The sequence below is a fragment of the Caballeronia humi genome (genome assembly GCF_001544475.1).
Classification (GTDB): domain Bacteria; phylum Pseudomonadota; class Gammaproteobacteria; order Burkholderiales; family Burkholderiaceae; genus Caballeronia; species Caballeronia humi.
In genome coordinates this window covers 39,715-59,418 of sequence record NZ_FCNW02000037.1, presented here as the reverse complement: position 1 = coordinate 59,418, position 19,704 = coordinate 39,715, and the positions used below count along the sequence as shown (strand labels likewise).

Annotated in this window: 23 protein-coding genes and 1 pseudogene; 11 read left to right on the top strand and 13 right to left on the bottom strand. The window is 61.6% G+C overall.

Annotated elements, in window-relative coordinates:
• Window positions 1-30: 30 nt before the first annotated feature.
• The 4 genes from AWB65_RS25455 to AWB65_RS25440 form a co-directional block, all read right to left on the bottom strand.
• Window positions 31-372 (bottom strand): SDR family NAD(P)-dependent oxidoreductase, encoded by a 342-nt coding sequence (locus tag AWB65_RS25455; protein ID WP_235007761.1) that lies wholly within the window; start codon window positions 370-372, stop codon window positions 31-33.
• 23 nt (window positions 373-395) lie between these two features.
• Window positions 396-1,514 (bottom strand): LacI family DNA-binding transcriptional regulator, encoded by a 1,119-nt coding sequence (locus AWB65_RS25450; RefSeq protein WP_087669791.1) that lies wholly within the window; start codon window positions 1,512-1,514, stop codon window positions 396-398.
• Between the two features lie 134 nt (window positions 1,515-1,648).
• Window positions 1,649-2,992 (bottom strand): MFS transporter, encoded by a 1,344-nt coding sequence (locus AWB65_RS25445; protein ID WP_235007760.1) that lies wholly within the window; start codon window positions 2,990-2,992, stop codon window positions 1,649-1,651.
• Window positions 2,993-3,065: 73 nt separating this feature from the next.
• A complete protein-coding gene (locus AWB65_RS25440; RefSeq protein ID WP_087669789.1) occupies window positions 3,066-3,437 on the bottom strand; it encodes a tautomerase family protein in 372 nt (123 codons plus the stop codon).
• 489 nt (window positions 3,438-3,926) lie between these two features.
• Here AWB65_RS25440 and AWB65_RS25435 point away from each other — a divergent pair, with 489 nt between their 5' ends.
• The gene (locus AWB65_RS25435) at window positions 3,927-4,358 is read left to right on the top strand and encodes a MarR family winged helix-turn-helix transcriptional regulator (protein WP_087669788.1); all 432 of its coding nucleotides are present in this window, start codon (window positions 3,927-3,929) and stop codon (window positions 4,356-4,358) included.
• Between the two features lie 61 nt (window positions 4,359-4,419).
• Here AWB65_RS25435 and AWB65_RS25430 read toward each other — a convergent pair whose 3' ends face one another.
• Window positions 4,420-5,232, bottom strand: a complete 813-nt coding sequence (locus AWB65_RS25430) for an SDR family NAD(P)-dependent oxidoreductase (RefSeq protein WP_087669787.1) — start codon at window positions 5,230-5,232, stop codon at window positions 4,420-4,422.
• Between the two features lie 262 nt (window positions 5,233-5,494).
• Here AWB65_RS25430 and AWB65_RS25425 point away from each other — a divergent pair, with 262 nt between their 5' ends.
• Entirely contained in the window at window positions 5,495-6,445 is a 951-nt protein-coding gene (locus AWB65_RS25425; RefSeq protein ID WP_087669786.1) for a GlxA family transcriptional regulator, read from the top strand.
• A 26-nt stretch (window positions 6,446-6,471) separates the two neighbouring features.
• Here AWB65_RS25425 and AWB65_RS25420 read toward each other — a convergent pair whose 3' ends face one another.
• Genes AWB65_RS25420 through hisD form a run of 3 tightly spaced genes read right to left on the bottom strand, consistent with a single transcriptional unit; the run spans window position 6,472 to window position 8,736 of the window.
• Complete coding sequence (locus AWB65_RS25420) at window positions 6,472-6,861, bottom strand: tautomerase family protein (protein WP_087669785.1); 390 nt, start codon at window positions 6,859-6,861, stop codon at window positions 6,472-6,474.
• A 58-nt stretch (window positions 6,862-6,919) separates the two neighbouring features.
• Window positions 6,920-7,402 (bottom strand): acyl-CoA thioesterase, encoded by a 483-nt coding sequence (locus tag AWB65_RS25415; protein ID WP_087669784.1) that lies wholly within the window; start codon window positions 7,400-7,402, stop codon window positions 6,920-6,922.
• A gap of 20 nt (window positions 7,403-7,422) precedes the next feature.
• Window positions 7,423-8,736 carry a histidinol dehydrogenase gene (hisD, locus tag AWB65_RS25410; RefSeq protein WP_087669783.1) on the bottom strand — a complete coding sequence of 438 codons (1,314 nt, stop codon included), beginning with the start codon at window positions 8,734-8,736 and terminating at the stop codon, window positions 7,423-7,425.
• A gap of 186 nt (window positions 8,737-8,922) precedes the next feature.
• Between hisD and AWB65_RS25405 the strand changes: the two genes are divergently transcribed.
• A complete protein-coding gene (locus AWB65_RS25405; RefSeq protein WP_087669782.1) occupies window positions 8,923-9,969 on the top strand; it encodes a LacI family DNA-binding transcriptional regulator in 1,047 nt (348 codons plus the stop codon).
• A gap of 30 nt (window positions 9,970-9,999) precedes the next feature.
• Here the strand turns inward: AWB65_RS25405 and AWB65_RS25400 are convergent, their stop codons facing one another.
• The 5 genes from AWB65_RS25400 to AWB65_RS25380 form a co-directional block, all read right to left on the bottom strand.
• Complete coding sequence (locus tag AWB65_RS25400) at window positions 10,000-10,236, bottom strand: hypothetical protein (RefSeq protein WP_087669781.1); 237 nt, start codon at window positions 10,234-10,236, stop codon at window positions 10,000-10,002.
• A 30-nt stretch (window positions 10,237-10,266) separates the two neighbouring features.
• The gene (locus tag AWB65_RS25395; RefSeq protein ID WP_087669780.1) at window positions 10,267-10,830 is read right to left on the bottom strand and encodes a universal stress protein; all 564 of its coding nucleotides are present in this window, start codon (window positions 10,828-10,830) and stop codon (window positions 10,267-10,269) included.
• Window positions 10,831-10,832: 2 nt separating this feature from the next.
• Window positions 10,833-11,822, bottom strand: coding sequence for a universal stress protein (locus AWB65_RS25390; protein ID WP_087669779.1), 990 nt, complete (start codon window positions 11,820-11,822; stop codon window positions 10,833-10,835).
• An 84-nt stretch (window positions 11,823-11,906) separates the two neighbouring features.
• Complete coding sequence (locus tag AWB65_RS25385) at window positions 11,907-12,155, bottom strand: hypothetical protein (protein ID WP_087669778.1); 249 nt, start codon at window positions 12,153-12,155, stop codon at window positions 11,907-11,909.
• 5 nt (window positions 12,156-12,160) lie between these two features.
• Window positions 12,161-12,817, bottom strand: a complete 657-nt coding sequence (locus AWB65_RS25380; protein ID WP_087669777.1) for a BON domain-containing protein — start codon at window positions 12,815-12,817, stop codon at window positions 12,161-12,163.
• A gap of 214 nt (window positions 12,818-13,031) precedes the next feature.
• Between AWB65_RS25380 and AWB65_RS25375 the strand changes: the two genes are divergently transcribed.
• The 8 genes and pseudogenes from AWB65_RS25375 to fnr all read left to right on the top strand — a co-directional run bounded on the left by AWB65_RS25375 (window position 13,032) and on the right by fnr (window position 19,690).
• Complete coding sequence (locus tag AWB65_RS25375) at window positions 13,032-13,871, top strand: universal stress protein (RefSeq protein ID WP_087669776.1); 840 nt, start codon at window positions 13,032-13,034, stop codon at window positions 13,869-13,871.
• Window positions 13,872-13,904: 33 nt separating this feature from the next.
• Complete coding sequence (locus tag AWB65_RS25370; RefSeq protein ID WP_087669775.1) at window positions 13,905-14,411, top strand: universal stress protein; 507 nt, start codon at window positions 13,905-13,907, stop codon at window positions 14,409-14,411.
• Window positions 14,408-15,235 (top strand): universal stress protein, encoded by an 828-nt coding sequence (locus tag AWB65_RS25365; RefSeq protein WP_087669774.1) that lies wholly within the window; start codon window positions 14,408-14,410, stop codon window positions 15,233-15,235. Before AWB65_RS25370 ends, AWB65_RS25365 begins: the two co-directional genes overlap by 4 nt.
• A gap of 58 nt (window positions 15,236-15,293) precedes the next feature.
• Entirely contained in the window at window positions 15,294-16,460 is a 1,167-nt protein-coding gene (locus AWB65_RS25360; protein WP_087669773.1) for an oxygen-independent coproporphyrinogen III oxidase, read from the top strand.
• 98 nt (window positions 16,461-16,558) lie between these two features.
• A pseudogene (locus AWB65_RS25355) lies at window positions 16,559-17,761 on the top strand (PAS domain-containing sensor histidine kinase); the annotation flags it as partial.
• Window positions 17,758-18,408 carry a response regulator gene (locus AWB65_RS25350; protein ID WP_087669771.1) on the top strand — a complete coding sequence of 217 codons (651 nt, stop codon included), beginning with the start codon at window positions 17,758-17,760 and terminating at the stop codon, window positions 18,406-18,408. The pseudogene AWB65_RS25355 and the gene AWB65_RS25350, both read left to right, overlap by 4 nt.
• 108 nt (window positions 18,409-18,516) lie before the next feature.
• A complete protein-coding gene (locus tag AWB65_RS25345) occupies window positions 18,517-18,930 on the top strand; it encodes a response regulator (protein ID WP_087669795.1) in 414 nt (137 codons plus the stop codon).
• Window positions 18,931-18,946: 16 nt separating this feature from the next.
• Window positions 18,947-19,690: a fumarate/nitrate reduction transcriptional regulator Fnr gene (gene fnr / locus AWB65_RS25340; protein WP_087669770.1), complete on the top strand. Its 744-nt coding sequence runs from the start codon at window positions 18,947-18,949 to the stop codon at window positions 19,688-19,690.
• The last annotated feature ends 14 nt before the right edge of the window (window positions 19,691-19,704 follow it).

Here is a 19,704-nt window from a genome sequence, read left to right as displayed (position 1 = left end):
GTGGCGCGGTATGCGCCGTCTGATTGACATTCAGCTGGGATATGAACTCGCGCAGGACGAGTGTGGGTAATTGCAAGGTCGCGAAGGGATGTTGGTGCCCGCATTGTTGACGAGGATATCCAGCGTAGGAAGTTCGGAGAATACGCGCTCCAGTTGTTCATCTTGTAAAAGGTCGCATACGACAGGCGTGCAAGCGCCACCGTTTCGATGTATACGAGCAGCGACTTCGTCCAGTTCCCCTGCATTCCTGCTAACCAGATAAACGTGAGCGCCGGATTCCGCGAGCAAAGAAGCGATGTCCGCGCCAAGGCCACGGCCCGCACCAGTCACAACAGCGCTCTTACCTTCAAGACTGAAAAGTCCGTTAGACATATGTCCCTCTCAGATTTCGAAATTCAGTCAATCGATTGCTTCGCTGACTGCGTCCACACCGTGCGCCCGCCGACTTGCGAAAGCCCTCTCGGGGGCAGCCGAGCAGAGTCGCGCACGACCAGCCGACCTCCGACGATGTGTGGTCCGGTCGATAGATCGCGTCCATTACAGGCGTCAACGAGGATCGCAACCGCGTTGTCCACCATCTTTTCCACGGGCTGTGAGAAGGTGGTGAGACGATAGGCGGGTGATGCTGCAAGCTGAGTGTCGTCGAAACCCACGATGGAAAGCTCTCTGCCCACGTCGAGACCAAACTCGCTACGCGCGACATCCATCGCTGCCATCGCCATTTGATCGTTCGCGCAGAAGATGGCGTCCGGACGCGTGCGTGCTTTGAGAAGTTCTCGGGTGGCACGAGATGCCACCTCGACGGTGTAGCTTCCGTGGACCTTGAGCGGCGGCACGGCGCCTGCCTGAAGAAGCCGCTCACGGAACCCTGCCTCTCGGTCACGACTGGTCGATGACGAGTCGAGGCCTGCCATGAAGACAAAGCGACGATGCGAGCCAGCAAGCAAAAAGGAGCCAATGCAGGCTGCCCCCGCTCGGTTATCCCCTGTCACACTCGATACCGCTTCGCTGTCTGTCTTTCGGTTAACCATCACAACAGGCAGGCCGACCTCCCCACATTCTTCCGCGAGGCGTGACGAGAGTTCGGCGGATACGAGGATCAGCGCATCGAGCCGATAGCGCAGGATCTCGTCAAGAATCGGGTCGGCAGACGTTCCGTGCCATGCCGTGAACAGCATCACTCGATAGTCGCGCCCGGAGAGCGCCTCGGACAACGCATCGACCAGCGCGGCGTAAAACGGATTCCTCAGGCCTGGTACGACGACGCCGACAATGCGCGACCTTCCAGTGATCAACGAACTCGCGATCAGGTTTGGCCGATAGCCCAACTTGGTCGCGGCGGCGAGCACCTTCGCACGCGTCTGAACGGAGACGCTCGCGCCGGGAGTGAAGACGCGAGACACCGCCGACTGTGAGACGCCCGCCGAACGAGCGACCTCGTGACCGGTGACGGGACGCCTGAACTCACGTGGCCGTCTCTTCTCGAAGATGTCGTCAATCGCGAATGGCTTCATTTTACTGTGCATCCGTGAGGTATCGCATGGGGAGCGATGTGCGTTGAGCGATCGCTGGCTTCTCGACCACCTCCATTCGCCGAAGTAGGGGTTCTGTCCCGTTCGGCGGTAATTGAATTTCGACTGCCCGCGGCTCAGCCGTCGTGCGTATTGCTCGCAGGAATAAACGTCGACGTTGACGGAGCCTTGCGATCGCTGGCGACCCTCGCGAAGAGGGCGCATACGAGCGTGATGCCGGCCGCAATCATCGCGAATATCGCTACCGGGGTGTAATCACCGTACTTCGCGAGCAGCGCCGTAGCGATCAGCGGGGTCGGCGCACCCGCTACCAATGCACCTAACTGGAACCCAATCGTCACCCCGCTATAGCGCACCTCAGGGCTGAACATTTCGGCAAACCATGCGGCCATCGGCGAGAACACAGCGGCATGAGCAATCGTGAGCACCATGATCTCCGCGAGCAGGATCATTGTCGGGTTTCCAGTCCCCACCATATGGAAGAACGGGAAAGGCGCCACCACCGCCACCGCCGCGCCGAAGATGACCACTGGTTTGCGCCCAACCCTGTCAGATAACGCGCCAAAAAATGGCTTAGTCAACAGCTCAAGCGCAGCCGCAATCAAGATGGCGACGAGCACCGTTTTACGAGGCACGCCCAGATGGCTCGTCATATACGTCAGGCCAAAAGTCGTAAATACATAATACAAAATGTTATCCGCAAACCGGAGACCGGCGGAAATCAGAATCGCCCGCGGGAACCGCAGGAAGGCTTCGACGATCGGCAATTTCACGGTTGCGTGGTTATCAAGCACCTTTTTGAACGCGGGTGGCTCTTCGATGCGAAGTCGGATCACGAGACCGACCGCTACAAGCAATGCACTGCACAGGAAAGGAACCCGCCAGCCCCACGCTAGAAACTCTGCTTCGGGCAGTCGACTCGCCAGTTCCATGCCGCCCACCGCCATACACAACCCCGCGGGAAGTCCCATCTGGGGAAAGCTTCCGTAAAGACCACGTCGGTTTGGCTTTGCATGCTCGACCGCAATCAGCGCGGCCCCGCCCCATTCGCCGCCTACGGCCAACCCTTGCACGATGCGCAGCAGGATCAGCAGAATCGGTGCAGCCAGTCCGATGCTGTGATATGACGGTACAAGACCGATGAGCGTGGTCGAAACCCCCATCGCCACCAGCGTCGTGACCAGCACGAACTTTCGTCCGACACGGTCGCCGAGGTGCCCCGCAACGATGCCTCCAAATGGCCGTGCGATGAAACCGACCGCAAATGTGCCGAACGCCAGCAGCGTCCCGGTCAACGCGTCTCCGCTGGGGAAGTACAGCTTGCCAAAGACGAGTGCAGAGGTGATTCCGTAAAGAAAGAAGTCAAACCACTCAATGGCACTTCCAATGAAACTGGCGATTGCAATCGTCAACATCTTTGGTGACGAATGCCCTGCCGCAGTTGAGCTCTTGGTATCCACAATCCGCCTCCTAATGCATAGTTATGCAGAATATTTTAGAAACCTATCTACAGTGTGTGTGAGGTACTGTCGATCACGCGTCAGGAGGGTCGGGCAGCTGCTGGCCGCCGCGAATGATGAACTTGGGATTGAATTCGAGCAGCCCGGTCTCGATACGGTCCTCTGAGATGCCCGCATAGTCGCTGAAAATGGCGCTCACCTTCTTAACCAAGGTGAGCTTCGCGTCGTCAGATCGACCCGCGCGGATGTTGCACATGATGAGCGTGTCGCCGCCGGGTTCTCCACCCACGTAGCTGCTTTCGGACGGCAAGTCATTGAAGACCACGCTGATGATTTCGAGCGGGGATTTGATCGTCTCGTTCACGGCGACGGTGATCGCTTTGGCGATCTTCCGCTTGATGTCGACGTCCAGTCCAGCGCGCGTGTTGCAAACAATGATGGGCATTTCCGGCAACTCCTTTCGAGGTTAATTAAGGGCGGCGCTTTCTTCAGACTTCGCGAATACGTATGCAATTGTTGAAAAGCTGCATCGCCGTGTCAGCGCCAAGACGCGGTTGCATATACATCTATAGGAGCGCAGTATGTCCGAGCAAAGCCGATGGCCGCAACAAACCGCGCGATGCCTCGACTCCTCGCCACCCTTCTGACGCGCCGCTCCGGACCGTCACAACAGGGTTGGTCTGGAGTAGATGTATCTACAACGGATGTATATGCAACAGTCTAGTAGTATTCGGTGTGTCTTCAACCTAGTGAGAACCCGTACCGGCTTCATCTTTTCCTCGACAAGCTTGTGCGGTAAGCGCTGCGTGCGCGCGCCAGGAGATACAAAGGCCACGGGGCATATCGCTGAACCGGGTCATCGACTCGACGTTTCCTCCCAGGAAGTGCTAGGATAGATGCATATACACTGATCAATCGTTCGAGAGGATTGTCGATGTTTACTGAATGCTATTGCACCCAGTTCAGGCGCTCAGCGAATGCGCTGACGAGCATTTACGACGAAGCTTTACGCCCGGTGGGCCTGAAAATCACACAGCTCACACTGCTACGTGGCCTCGATCGTCTTGGTTCGGCAACCTACAATGAAATTGCAACCGAGTTGTCGCTCGACAAGACGACAATCTCGCGCAACATCAAGTTGCTGATTGATGCAGGATGGGTTGAGGTATCGGCTGATGAGGATGCGCGCTACAAGCTGGCGAAGCTCAGCCCCACCGGTGCCCGCGTATTGAAAGAGGCCGAGCCGCACTGGCGCACGGCGCAGATTCAAGTTGAGAAGGAACTCAAGAAGTACCTGAAAGGGCCTGCCAAGGATGTGCTTCTACAGGCACTGGAGACGCTGCAACACGTAGGCGGCGACCGATAGGAGGAGTCACTTGGGGAGTCAAGCGGAGCAGTCATGCTCCGCTTTTTTCTTTGCCTCGGCGTTATACCTTCCCGGCGAGCTTGTAACGCGCAGCAGGCTTCGCATTTGCAAATTTGGGCGTCATCGCGCGCCGATCGGCTTCCCAGCGTGCCCAGTCACCTCCATCCTGCAAGGTGGGGATCGTCACCAGTTCGCCTTGGTCGAGACCTGCAAGCGCCGCATCGACAAGGTCTTCGGCTGTCATGGTCGTCGGTGCTTCCTTCTGCTTGGCATAGCCTGCCACATCCCAAAACTCCGTAGCGGTGGCTGCGGGCAGCACCGTCTGGACACGCACGCCCTTCGGTGCGAGGTCACGTTGCAGCGCATGGCCGAAGCTCAACACATACGATTTCGAGGCGCTATACACACCGTTGAGCAGCTCTACGGCGATGCCTACCACCGACGCGATGTTGATCACCGTGCCCGAACCTTTCTCTGCGAAAGCGGGTGCGATGGCATAGGTCAGGCGCGTCAGCGCCGTAATGTTCAGATCGATCATCGCTTCCATTGCGTCAACGTCGCTGTCGAGCACGGAGGCGACCGAGCCCACGCCCGCGTTGTTGACAAGCATCGAAATGCTCTTGTCTTCGCGTAAAAGCGCTTCGACCTGTGCAAGACCCGATTTGTCGCCGAGGTCAGCAGCAACAGTTTTGAGCGACCTACCGGTCTCTTCGCTCAGCCGATTCGCGAGTGCGCCGAGCCGCTCCGCGTTTCTGGCGACCAGGATCAGGTCGTAGCCGCGCTTGGCCAGTCGGTCTGCGTATAGCGCGCCGATTCCGGAAGATGCGCCGGTAATGACCGCTGTCCCTTTTTGCGATGTCGTAGAGGATGTCATGTCGTATCTCTTCAGTGTGTTCGACAGGATTTGCCGAAGCCTTGCTGCCTATTGTGAGGGGCACGGCAATCATCCTCAATGACATATATCCAATGATTCGAGACATCCACCGAAGCGCGCTGCTTCTGCAAGATCGATTGAAACTTTGCTTAAATAAGACGGAATATAGTAATCAACCTAATGAACCCGAAAAAAGGCTCGTCTGCGCGCGTGAGTCCGTTTTATGATAGGTTCAAGTTTTTAAGTCATGACGGACCCACTCGTGCATCTCGTAGGCTTTCTTGTCTATCCCAACTTTCAAGCACTCGGGCTTGCGGTCGGCAGTGTTTTTGAATATGCCAACCGCATCCATGGCCATGATGTTTATCGTTTCCGCGTTGTCTCTGAGTCGGGCGGTCCCGTCATGTCGTCACAAAGCTTCTCGGTCAACACGGATCGCCTGCGTGACTGGACCTACGACACGTTGATCGTCGGAGGCGATAACGACTGTGAGAAGCCTCCGGCCAGCGTGCTGGACTATCTACGGGGCGCGTCGAAAGATGTGAGACGAATCGCGTCGATTTGCACAGGCGCATTCGTGTTGGCGGAGGCAGGACTCCTCGCCGGCAAGCACGCGACGACTCACTGGCTCCATGCTCAAGCCTTCAGAAGCCGATACCCTGACGTGCTGCTCGATGAGGACCGTATTTTCGTGGTGGATGGGCATATCTGGACGTCGGCCGGAATGACTGCCGGGGTCGACCTGGCGCTTGCCATCGTCGAGCAGGATCTCGGTCTGGAGACTGCGCAGCGCGTCGCTCGGAAGCTGGTCATGTATCAACGACGTGGAGGTGGTCAATCACAGTTTTCAGCGCTGCTGGACCTGAATGCGAAGTCGGATCGTGTACAAACTGTGCTGGCCTACGCCCGGGAAAATCTGCGCAGCGAACTGTCACTGGAAAAGCTCGCGGACGTGGCGCGGTTGAGTCCGCGCCAGTTCAGCCGCATTTTTCGCGCGGAAACCGGGCAGTCACCCAGCAAGGCGATTGAACGGCTACGCGTCGAAGCGGCAAGGCTCATGATGGAGACTGGCCACCATCCCATCGAGGTGATTGCGCGCGAGACTGGATTCGGGGATCGCGAGCGTATGCGCCAGGCGTTCCTCCGCGCGTTCGGACAGCCTCCACAGGCAATACAGCGCACGGCCGGTGCAAGCCGTCTTGCGCACGCGTAGAAGACGCATTGGCAAGACCGACGTGCTTACGCTTCGTCCTCTGACCAATCCGGGCTATAGCCTCCCAATGTCGGATGGTACATTTCATCGCCTGAGTGCTGGGTGAACTCCACGTTCAGACGATCCTCGCGCAAACCCAGTATCTCGATGCACGCGCCGCATAGCGCCTTTGCAACCTGCATGCGCAACTCAGGTGTCCGTCCGCTTCGGATGTCACACATCAACACGGCGACGGGAACGGGTTCTCCGTCTACGATCCTCCAGACGCCACCTTCGCCCACTTCGCGAATCGCGATGCTGATGCGTCGAATGTCGACCGTCATCATGTCGGCATACACTGAAGCCATTTTTTGCGCGAGCGCCTTTTTGGCGTCCACCGGATACGTGTCGTTCACGTCCAACTGAAGATACGGCATGTGGAACTCCTGAAACAAAGCGGAACTCGACCGTGGCGTTCGCCGGGGTCGGTTGTCTTCACACGTCCACTTTAGCCCGTCGGTCTGGTTCAGCGAGAATCTCAACGAGGGACTTGATCTGTAGGACCGCGTGCCGAAGATCTTCTGAAAGCGGAACCGGCCTGTGCGTGATACGGTCGACGTAGGCGTGAACGAACGTGCCATGCGCAAACGACTGATCACGGTCATTTCTGAACAGGCTGATCTCATACGTTACGCTGGTCGTCCCTACTCTGCTGACGCACAGCCCACAGGTGACGAGGTCCGGGAAAACGACCTCGTCAAAGTACTCGCAACTCGTGCGCACGACCAAGCCGACAGTCTCACTACGAACCGGGTCCAGAAGGCCTCGTTCGACGAGCCATCCATTGACCGCGGTATCGAACCACGTGTAATGGACAGCGTTGTTCACATGCCCGTAGATATCAATGTCTTTCCACTGGGTGTTGACTTGACAAAACCAGTGAAAATCGCTTCGAGGCCGTGGCTTGGTCCGTGTCATGAGCGCCTCCTCAGCGGCAGTTACGCGGGAACAGCCGTGCCGTACGGCACATCGCGGTTGCCGAAGCGACGCACACGGATGTTGGCTTGCTCACCGTGCGCGATCATGCCCTCGATGGCACACAGCCGCGAGCAGTACGAGCCGATCAGCGCGCTCGCTTCATCCGTCAGTACCTTCTGATACGTGCAAGTCTTGATGAACTTGCCGACCCAGAGACCACCCGTGTAGCGCGCGGCTTTGCCGGTCGGTAGCGTGTGATTCGTGCCGATGACCTTGTCGCCGTAGGCAACGTTGGTGCGCGCACCGAGGAAGAGCGCGCCGTAGTTCTTCATATTTTTCAGGAAGTAGTCCGGATCGCGCGTCATCACCTGAACGTGCTCGGATGCAATGCGATCGGCTACCGCGACCATTTCTTCGAGCGTGTCCGCCACGATCACTTCGCCGTAGTCGCGCCACGAAACCCCTGCCGTGTTTGCCGTCGGCAGAATTTCGAGCAAGCGTTCGACCTCGGCGATGGTGTCCTTGGCCAACTGTAGCGAGTTCGTGAGGAGAATGGCCGGCGTATTGAAGCCGTGCTCTGCCTGACCCAGAAGGTCCGTCGCGCACAGTTCCGCATCGACGCTGTCGTCGGCGATCACCAGCGTTTCAGAGGGCCCTGCGATCAGGTCAATGCCGATGCGACCGAACAATTGACGCTTCGCTTCCGCGACGAAGGCATTGCCCGGTCCAACCACCATTGCAACCGGATCGATCGTCTGCGTGCCCAGTGCCATCGCGGCGATGGCCTGGACACCGCCGAACGTGTAGATCTCGTCAGCGCCGCCAAGGTGCATGGCGGCAACCACAGCCGGATTTGGTTTACCACCGACCGGCGGCGATGCGGTGATGATGCGGGGAACGCCAGCCACCTTGGCCGTCACGACGCCCATGTGTGCCGAGGCGACCAACGGAAACTTTCCGCCGGGGACGTAACACGCCACGCTGTCGACCGGCATGTTCCTGTGGCCCAATACCACGCCCGGTAGCGTCTCGATTTCGACGTCACGAATCGACTCGCGTTGCGCCTGGGCGAAGTTGCGCACCTGTGCCTGCGCGAACTTGATGTCCTCAAGCTGGCCGGGAGACAGCGTGCGGACACAGCTCGCAATCTCGTCGTCCGACAGCCGGAAGCTCTCGGGCGACCAGTTATCGAACTTCGCCGAAAGTTCGGCGACTGCTGCGTCGCCGCGCGATGCAACGTCGGCGAGGATGCCCGTGACCACGTCACGAACCTTGGCGGCGTCTTGCGAGGACTCTTCCGCGCTGCGGCCATGTTTCAAGTATTGGATTGCCATTTGCATTTTCCTTTTTTGCGGGGTAGTTGGGAGCAGCCTGCTATCCGAATCAATGGCCTGCTGCGTTGATGCAAATGTAGCGCAATTTTTTATGCAAAATTTTCGCAAATGCTCCACACTTACCCTAGAGGCCCGCATTCACGGCGTGAGATAGCCTCGCCTTGTACAACCTGACGATGCAAATTTATGCAAACCACGAGCCGGTCAGTAGTTCGCTCGAAGGCTTCGAAAGTCCGTCTTGAGGATGTTGCCGAGCGCCTCGGCATTTCTGTTTCTACCGTATCTCGTTCTCTGGCGGGACACCCCGCCATCAGTAGCGACACCCGTAGCGCGGTGCAGGCGGTCGCTGCCGAGATGGGTTACAGAATTCCGTCACAAGGTCGACCCACGCGTAAGTCCGCAACGAAGCTGATCGGGGTGGTGGTCGGCGCACTGCATAACCGGTTCATGACGTTGTTGTTGACGCATCTCCATGACGCCCTGAAGGAGTTCGACTACCAGATCACACTGATGATCGACCCGATGAACGACTCAGAGAACATGCTCGCGTTTCGGCCCCTGATCGACGGCTATCTCGATGGGATGATCTTTGCCACCGCGACGCTCGACTCACCCGTAGTGGCAGAGATGCAGAGACGAGGCATTCCTCTTGTACTCGTCGTTCGGTCCGTCGACGATGTGAGGGTCGACACGGTCGAGATCGACAACGTTTATGCTGGCGCCCTCGCGGCCGAGCATCTCTACCAACTGGGTCATCGCCGAATCGGGCTGGTCATGGGTTCGCAGAACACGTCGACAAGCAGAGACCGCGTCAAAGGGGCCTTGCAGTGGCTAGAGGGAGCGGGCATACCGCCGACAAGTGTGCCATTGATTTATTGTGATTACACCAGCGAGGCGGGATATTCCAGCGCCATTGCGATGCTGAGCGACGATAACCGCGTCACCGGCATCGTCGCCGGGAACGACACGATCGCGCTCGGTGTGCTTGAAGCGGCAAAAAGGCAGGGCATCGCGGTGCCGCAACAACTTTCGATCATCGGGTTCGATGACATGCCCCTGGCTGGATCGCCTCTAGTCGGATTGACCTCGATCCGACAGCCGGTTGAAGCAATGGCGCGCACCGCCGCCCGCCGACTCGTTGAGCGTATTCGAGCCGGTGGGATGGGCGCACCCGCCCATGATGTCTTGCCCATTCAACTGGTCCGTCGCGAAACGACGGGGCCGCTCGGCTAACCAATTGACCGGCAGCCGGTCTTCTTGGCGTCAGCCATCAAGCGCAACGGGCGCGCGTGCCTTTGCCGGGATCGAACTCAGCTTCCATTGCTTCATCGCGAGTTCAAGCACGGCAGCCATCATAGGCTCTGCCTGACGACGCGCGCGGGCGGGATATTCTTCTTTCGCCATGACGACGGCTGTGGTGCCTATTTCCACCCCGCAGTGCTCGCCCGTCGATGGTTGCGTTTCGGCTTGCCGCGTGACCGGGCGCACGAATTGTTGCATATCCGATGAAGTCACTGGATCGGCATCCTTCTACCGAGAGCAGTGCCGATGATGCAACTCATCGCAACGGATACCCGCGCGGAAGGGGTCTTGATGCGCAAGCTCGGTCGCGCCTTCAGCAGGAGTGGATTGGAACGCCGACACGCCACTCCCGCCCGCTTGCGGATCGGCACGAATCAGAAGTACGGGCCAACGTGCGATCCGCACAAACTCTTCGGCGACGCTGCCGAACGCCATCCGTCGCCATCCGCTGCGCCCCGACGTTCCCATTACCACAAGATCGACTTCAAGAAGTTGCGCGCATCGTTCCAAACGAACCGCTATCGTTTCATGGATGTTGTCGGTCTCCACCAATTTTGTATGGCACGGCACGCCCGCCTGCAATGACCTCGTCCGCGCACCGTCGAGCATGCGCGCGCCCGCCTTGATCAGTTCGTCGCGATGGGTCACGGGATACGAATAGGCCTTGGATTTATCGAGCACGAACGTCACCCAGACGCGCGCCTGCGAGTTCGCGGCCAAGCCGATCGCTTCCGTTACAGCCCGCTCGGACGCCTCGCTGCCATCGAAAGCCACCAGAATTTTGCGGTACATGGTCATTCTCCGTCGATATCCCGAAGCTGACGCTCGCTGCCGCGCACGAGCACGAGCATGAGCGGTGTCTTCGTGATGCGCGCCACACGGCTTGCAACGCTGCCGAGCAGCCAACGCGCAGGGCCGCGCCGTCCGTGAGTGCCGAGCACGAGCAGATCGGCGCGCCAGCCTTCGGCCTCGCGCGCGATTGCGTGTGCGATGTCATCCTGGTCGGGGCACGTCTCGATCAAGGCGGTTTCCATCGACACTTGCGCGACGTCCGGCAGATGTGCAAGCAAGGCCTCCGCCCTTTGCAGCCTGGTGCGGCCTTCCTCGACGATCGCCTCTTCGAAGAGCGTGACGGGTACGAAGTCGCCATAGCGCACGGCCCGGTCTATCACGCTGATTACGCGGATGGCCGCTCCCGCCGGGGCAAGCCGCGCGCCGGCAAGCAGCGCGTCCCCCGATGTCCGGCTGCCGTCGACTGCGAACAGAAGCCGCATAGGCGGGCCATTTCCGGGGACGTCCGTCTGCGCTGGCACGACGATCATCGGACAGCGCGCCAACCGTCGCACCGGCTCCCCGACCACGCCTTCGACCCAGCGCAACAGTCCATGATGCTGGCGCGCGCCGAGCACCAGCAAATCGGCATGCCAGTCAGCAGCGGCTGCGACGATCGCATGCGGCACATCGCCACCCAGCTTCACGAGGTCGATCAACTGCGTGTCAACGGTGGCCGGCGAGCCGGCGAACGCTTCCCGCGCGGTCGCAAGGGCGACTTCGGTATCCTCCAGCAACTCGACATGCGCAGCGCTCTGGTCGAAACCCGCGAGTGGCCCGAGCGGTACGAGGTTGCGCGGATTCTCGACGACGCCCGCGATGCGCACTGTCGTCCCGCTTCCCGCCAGCCGACGGGCGAAGGCAGCGGCGTGCGCGGCGGCAAACGAGCCGTCGACGCACAGCAGAATGCGGGCGAAGCCACGCGGCGAAGCGTCTCCTGCCGAGTTGTTCATGGGGTACTCCCTTGACTGCCCGTCGCTACGAGGCGCGAGGACCTGAGAATCCGAGACGCTCCAATGCGCTCGCCGCCGCACACGCTATCCAGACTGCATGCCGATCGTCCTCGTGACCTTCAGTCCGATCCACACCATGCCTTCGCGCAAACCGGCCAGGATGGCGTCGCGTTCGTCGTCGAAGGGCCCGCATTCCCTGAAGCGATGTTCGAAGCTCGCACCGGACGCATCTCCATGTTCGACTCGCACTTCGCACGCGTATCCGTCCGGCACTTCGAGCGTGTCGGCGTGCACGCTCCATTGCGCGCAGTCGATTGCACCCTTCAGCGTCATGGCGGTCACCGGGCCTCGACTTCGAGGTTATCGATTACCGCGTGCACGCCACGCGTGGACCATGCGGCCCCGCGCGCTGCATCGCGTTCGGCGCAAGTGCCGACCGTCCCCGAAAGCGTGACAGTGCCGCCGGATACATCGACGGCGATGTGATGCGCCTCGCGCTCGGCGTGCCGCACAAGGGCGCGAGCGATCTTTTCGCCGATATCGCCCAGGGCGAAGCCCGGCCGCACGCGAATCAGGTTGTCTACCGCGATCACGCCCCGCATGTGAGCGATATGACGCGACGCCATATCGCGCTGGAAGGCTGAGTCCACCTCCCCGCGCAGCGTGACCTTGCCTTTTTCGACCTGGAGCGTCACTGCGTCAGCGCGCAATCCGACGGTCCAGTGCAGGACCGATTGCGCCGCGTGGACGATCTCCTCGTCGTCGCGCACTTCGGCGTTTGGCAGACGCACTTCCATATCGATGACGACGGCCCTGACGCCAAGGACACGCCGAGCCGCAGCCGCCGCGGCAAGCTTCTCCGAGAAACTCGCTGGATGACCGGAGAGCGTGACGACGCCGTCGCAAACCTCAACGCCGATATGAGCCGACTCGACGTCCGGTGTCCAGTCGAGTTCGTCTTCTACGTCCTGCTTGAGTTTCATATCGGTTTTCATTGACTGCCTCCGGTTCTCACGACCAACCTTCAGTTGACGTCATCTTGACTCGGCACCCGTGCCGCCAATTGACCTGCATCAAGCGCCCGCGCCCTCAAGCAAGCCAACAGCACCCACTTGACCTGAATCAATTGCGCGGCGCGGCGCGCCCGTAAAGTCGATGCAGTCCGAGTGCCGATGTCCGCACTCCTGTCCCACCTACCGGAGACGTGCGATGAGTTTCAAAAGTATCGTTGTCCACCTGGATGCAAGCGAACGCTCTCATGCACGCATGGAACTCGCGTTGCTCCTCGCGAAGCGGTTCGACGCGCATCTGACCGCGCTCTACGCCGTCTTCACGCCCGAGGCGCGCTCGTTCTACGTGATGGCGGGTTCGGCCGCCTGGTTCGAACGGCACGAAGCGTCCCGCCGCGAGCGGCGTGGCGCCATCGAACGGCTCTTCCATGCGGAAGTGGCTCGTGCCTGCATCAAGGGCGAATGGGTCGAGGCGCAGGGTCACGCGAATCTCGCCGTGCCGCGCAAAGGCCGCTGCGCGGATCTGATCATCGCGGGACAGGACGATCCGAACGACCCCGAGTCGTACGTCGGCAATCACTTCCCCGAGACGCTCGTGATGTCCGCCGGCCGGCCCGTTTTGCTCGTGCCTTACGCGGGCTTCTTTGCAACGGTGGGCGAGCGCGTAATGGTCGCCTGGGATGGCAGCCGCGAAGCCACCCGCGCCGTGCACGATGCGCTGCCGCTCCTCAAGAAGTCAAAGCACGTCACCCTCGTCTCCATCGATTCAACGAGCGGCGACGCTCCGGACGCGCGCATTCCCGGTGCGGAGATTGCGACGAGCATCGCGCGTCACGGCGTGAAGGTCGAGGTCTGCGCGATGGAGGAGTCGTCTGGGCTTTCACCGGGCGAGCAAATGCTGTCGAAGGCGGCCGACATGAGCGCGGATCTGATCGTCATGGGTGGCTACGGCCACGCGCGCTGGCAGGAACTCGTGCTGGGCGGAGCGACCCGTACCATCCTTGCCTCAATGACGGTGCCCGTTTTGATGTCGCACTGAACGCGTCTTGTCTGCGGACCAGCGAGGTCATCCATGTATAGCCGAATCCTTGTACCCATCGATGGCAGCGCTATCGCGAGCCATGCGCTCGACGAGGCGCTGAAAATCGCACGCGCGCACGGTTCCGAAGTGCAGCCGCTCTTCGTGATCGACAATCCGCCCATTGTCGGCGACGCGAGCGCCGCCTTCTATGTCGATATCCGCAGCGCGTTTGTGAAGGAAGGCGCCGCAGTCGCAGCCGAAGCAAATGCGTGCCTGAAGCAGGCAGGCGTGCCAGGCGCGCCGCGCGTGGTCGAAGTCGAACTGACGGGCGACGATATCGCGCACCGTATTCTCAAAAGCGCGGAGGAATATCACGCGGATCTCGTCGTGCTGGGCACGCACGGACGGCGCGGCTGGCGGCGGCTCGTGCTCGGCAGCGTGGCAGAACACTTCCTTCGCCTCGCGCGCTGCCCGGTCTTGCTAGTCCCGGCACGCACGGCCGAAACGCGCGCCGGGGATACGCAGGACGAGTCGGACGCGCAAAAGGAGCCGTCATGAACTGGAAAACCGTACTGGTCCACATCGACGACGGTCGCCGCAGCGATGTGCGCGTCGAGTTCGCCTTCGATCTCGCGCGCCGCTTCGATGCGCATGTGATCGGCCTCTATATCGTGTGCCAGGACTTGCTCCGGCCGCTTTTCAATCCGAACGAGAGCCTCCATCTCGCGACGAACGCGAAGCAGCACGCCGCCTGGCGCGAGCGCGCGCAGGAAGCGTTCGAGGCGGTGGCGCGGCGCGCGGGCGGCAGCGCGGAATGGCGAGCGCCCGTTGGCGCCGCACTCGACACCGCGATCCTGCACGCGCGCCATGCCGACGTCCTGGTGCTCGGCCAGAATGACCCCGACGATCCCGCCGCCTTCGTAGCGAGACATTTCGTCGAGGACGTCGTGATGGCGAGCGGCCGGCCGGTGGTGATCGTGCCGCGCTCGGAGCCGATCAAGACCTTCGGCGAGAACGTGCTCATCGCGTGGGACGACAGCCGCGAAGCGGCACGCGCCCTCGCCGATGCGCTACCGGTCCTCCAGCGAGCGCGCTTCGTCGAGGTCGTGAGCGTCGAGCGTCATCGCGACGACGAAGCGCCCGCCGGCATCGAAGTTTCCGCGTACCTCGAACTACACGGGGTGCGCGCGAGCTTCTCTTCGATGCAACGCAGCGCGGGCCTTGGCGCAGGCGCGACGCTGCTCGCGAAGGCAAACGACGTGCGCGCCGACCTGCTCGTGATGGGCGCTTATGCGCACTCGCGCGGCGTCGAGCGCGTGCTGGGCGGCGTCACACGCACAATGCTCGAATCGGCCACGCTGCCGGTGCTGATGTCCCGCTGAGCGCGGCGCGCTGCCTTCTGGCTCCGGCAGAGTTCGACAACGATCGCATCGGGGCGCCATGCATCCCACAGAGACGCCTCGCTGGATCTATCCTGGGGCCGACTGGTTCGTCGAAGCGTTCGGGGCCAGCGTCGTTCGCGCATGGCTGGAACGCCACGCAGCGCCCGGCTGGTGGCAGCCCGTCACGCTCGATGTCGCCCTGCCTGACCCCGCCTGCGAACGCCGGGATTGCGGTGACTCGTGCGTGTGCCTGTTGCGGCTCGAAGCAGAGATGGCGCTCTATCATGCGGCGCGCAAAGAGCCCGCTGACGTGCTCGAAATGAAATGGTCATGCGGTGTGACGTCGCGTTCGCCCGCTGCGCTCGCCGGGCTTCGCGATGCCGTCGAACGGCATTTCAGGCTCACGGCCAACGCGAATCGCGTGGCCGTCATCGATCCTACCGGCGCCGCCGATGCGTCGCTCGCCACGTTGCATGCGCTCGGCACGACCACCTTGCGCGTCGTGTCCCTTGGAGACGGCAAAGAGGCCGTATCCACCATCACGACAGCCCGGCGGCTCGAATTCAGGCGAATCGAAGCCGTGGTGTCTGTCACGCCCGGCCTTCAACGCGAAGTCGAGAGCCTGATCGAACGCCTGATTGCCGCGGCGCCCGATCGTATCGTGCTTCCATCTGCATACATGGGCCACGTAGCGCAGCGGCTCATCGGCGCCGGTCGTTCCTGCGTTGCGCGAAACGTGTTTGCATCGCGTTCAGGTCAAAGTGCAGGTAGCCGGCGTACAGAGCCCTTGAAACCGCCCTCGACAGGTTCCGTGATCGCGCTGGGCCAGCGCTCGATCGGCCGGGTCGGGCCGCTTTCTTATCAAAATCACCGTGCGCCGGGCGCGTATCTCGCCGCGCTCGAACAGGGAGCGCTGCCCATCGAACGCGGCTTGCTGCTGACGCACGACGACATCGTGCGCGGTCTCGTGATGGCAAGCCTTTCCGCCGATTTCTCCATCGATATCGCGATGGTCGAGGCCGCCTGCGGTATCGACTTCCGCCGCTATTTCCGCGCCGAATGGAACGCGCTGCGCGATTTCGAAGACATGGGCGCCCTTTCAATCGATGCGGCACATCTCGCCCTCACGCCGCAAGGACGGCTTGTATGCGACGATGTTTGCCGCGTCTTCGACCAGCGTGCCCGCATGCTCACCGAAGCTTGTGAGCGCCCTCATCTGCTCTGAACGGCACTGGTACGAAAAGCGGCAATCGGCGAGAATCGACGGCATGCGTCCAGTGTGCGGCACGCGACGAAACCAAAGAGGCTTTCATGGGCGTTCACGGCAAACAGCGTTCATGCGCCGCGCTGCTATCGAGCGGGCTTGTCGCGCTGCTGGCAGGCGGCGCCGTCTTGGCATTCGCCCGGCAGCGCAGCGGGGAGACGCGTGCGCAATCCACGCTCAACGAGGCGCGCATGCAGGCGATCGTGCGCTCGTCGATGGAAGCGATCATCACGATCGACGAAGCGCAGCGCATCGTCATCTTCAATCCGACCGCCGAAAAGCTGTTTCGCTGTGCGACGGAGGACGCGCTCGGCGCGCCGCTTTCCCGCTTCATCCCCGAACGCTTTCGCGAAGCGCACGCCCGGCACGTTGCGCAATTCGGCATCACGGGCGTCTCGGACCGCCAGATGGGGCGGCAGCTCGTGCTGTTCGGCCTGCGCGCCGATGGCGAGGAGTTTCCGATCGAAGCGTCGATCTCGCAGATCGACGACGGGAGCGGCAAGCTCTACACCGTCATGCTGCGAGACGTCACCGGGCGCGTCAAAGCCGACGAAGCGCTCAGGCGCTCGCGCGAGGAACTGCGCGAGTTGTCGGCGAATCTGCAGAACGTGCGCGAAGAAGAAAAGACCCGCATCGCGCGGGAGTTGCACGACGATCTCGGCCAGCAATTGACCGCGCTGAAAATGGACCTGTCGTCGGTCGAAGCGGCGCTCGGTGAGAAGACGCGCCCGGTATCCGAGATCGTCGGGCAGTTGCGCGACATGCGCCGGCTGGTGGACAGCACGGTCGCCTCGGTACGCAGGATCGCAGCCGATCAGCGCCCCATCATGCTCGATGACCTGGGGCTCTTGCCCGCCATCGACTGGCTCGCCGACGACTTCACGAACCGCTATGGTGTCGACGTCGAACGCCGCATCGACGCGGTCGATATCCTGTTCACACCGCCCGCCGCGACCGCGATGTTTCGCATCGTGCAGGAAGCGCTGACCAACGTCGCCCGCCACGCGGATGCAACGCGCGTCACGCTCGACATGCGTATCGACCAGCGAGATTGCGTCCTCACCGTCACCGACGACGGACGCGGCAGTCCCGCGCCGCACGGCCCGCGCGGCAGCGGCAAGTCGTTCGGCCTGATCGGCATGCGCGAGCGAGCGCGCATGCTGGGCGGCTCGGTGTCGATGCGCACGGCCGAAGGCGAAGGCTTTGCGCTCACGGTGACGTTACCCCTGCAACGCGTGCAGCAAGAGGAAGGGCAGCCATGACGATCCGCGTCCTGATCGCCGACGACCACGCGCTGGTGCGCGACGGCCTGCGGCACATCCTGACGAACGCGTCCGGCTTCGAAGTCGCGGGAGAAGCGAGCGATGGCGCGGGCACGCTCGCACTCGTGCGCTCGACAGCGGCGCACGTGCTCGTGCTCGACCTCTCGATGCCAGGCCGTAATGGCATCGAACTCATCAGACTGATCCGGGACGAACAGCCCGCATTGCGCGTCCTGGTGCTCACGATGCACGCCGAGCAGCAATACGCGGCCCGCGCGTTCAAGGCCGGCGCGGCGGGCTATCTGACCAAGGAGAGCGCGAGCGCCGAGCTGGTGGCCGCCGTCACGAAGGTGGCGGCGGGCGGCGTGTACGTGAGTCTCGCGATGGCCGAGCGCTTCGCGCAAAGCCTGAATGAACCCGCCGATACGCTACCGCACCAGCGCCTGTCCGACCGCGAGTTTGACGTGTTCCGGCGTATCTGCGCGGGCGAAACGATCACCGAGATCGGCGAAGCGCTGTGTCTGAGCGGGAAGACCGTCAGCACTTACAAGGCGCGCATTCTGGAAAAGATGCAGATGCCGCACGAAGCCGCGCTCGTGCGATACGCGGTGCGCCACAAGCTCTTCGAGGACGATGACGAGTTGTGACGCGGCACCTCTCGTGTCAGGAACGCCCTACACGGCTTCCCGAAACCCTACGCGAGCTTCCGCCGTTGCCGATTTAATTTCGAGATGGCGTGTCCAATAATGAACCTCATGGACACGACCACGCTCCCCGCCCCGCTCAAGGTCTTCATCGTCGAGGAATCGCCATTGGTACGCCGACGCATCGCTTCGATGCTCGGCGGCATCCACGGGGTCGCTATCGTCGGCGCGGCGGAGGACCCGCTCGCCGCGATCGAGGGCATCGCGGTCTGCGGCGCCGACGTGGCTTTCGTCGACCTGCGCCTGGCGGGCGGCAGCGGACTCGATCTTCTAGCGGCCATTTCGCAACGCGCGCTGCCTGTCGTGACGATCGTCTTCACCAACCATTCGGGTCCGCAATTTCGCAGCGCGTGCCTCGCTGCGGGCGCCAGCTACTTCTTCGACAAAACGACGGAATACGACGCCGCACGAGCCACCCTGGAGCGTCTTGCGCGTAGCCGCCTTGCGCTCGCCAACGATCACTGATCTCGAGGAGCAAGACATGCTGTCCGCGATCGACAGACCTGTTTCAACTCAGGCGGACGACACCGCTGAACATGTCAATGGCGGCCGCTGCTCGGCCTGCTCGATGCAGCGGGTCTGCCTGCCGCCGGGCCTGTCGGTGGCCGAGTTCACGCGGCTCGACGCGATCATCTGTTCGACGCGGCTCGTCAGGCGCGGCGAGGCGCTGTATCGCGCAGGCGATCGCTTCCAGAGCATCTACGCGGTTCGCACTGGCTGCTTCAAGACGGTCATGATCCATCGCGACGGGCAGGAGCAGGTGACGGGCTTTCATCTACCGGGCGATGCGCTCGGCCTCGAAGGCGTATTCGACGATCGTCACGGCAGCGACGCCATTGCGCTGGAGGACAGCACCGTCTGCATCATTCCGTTCGATCTGCTCGAACTGCTGTGCCGCGAGGTCAAGGCGATGCAGCATCATGTCCACCGGCTGATGAGTGGGGAGATCGTGCGCGAGTCGGGGCTCATGATGCTCCTCGGCACGATGAGCGCCGAACAACGCGTCGCCGCGTTCCTGCTCAATCTCTCCAGACGGCTGAAAGCGCGCGGCTACTCGCCCGCGAGCTTCGTCCTGCGCATGAGCCGTGAGGAAATCGGCAGCTATCTGGGGCTCAAGATCGAAACCGTGAGCCGCATGTTCTCGAGGCTGCACAAGGCGGGCATCGTCGACGCGCGCGGCAAGGAAATCCGCATCCTCGATCACGAACGACTGGCACGCCTGTAGCCACTTGCTCACCA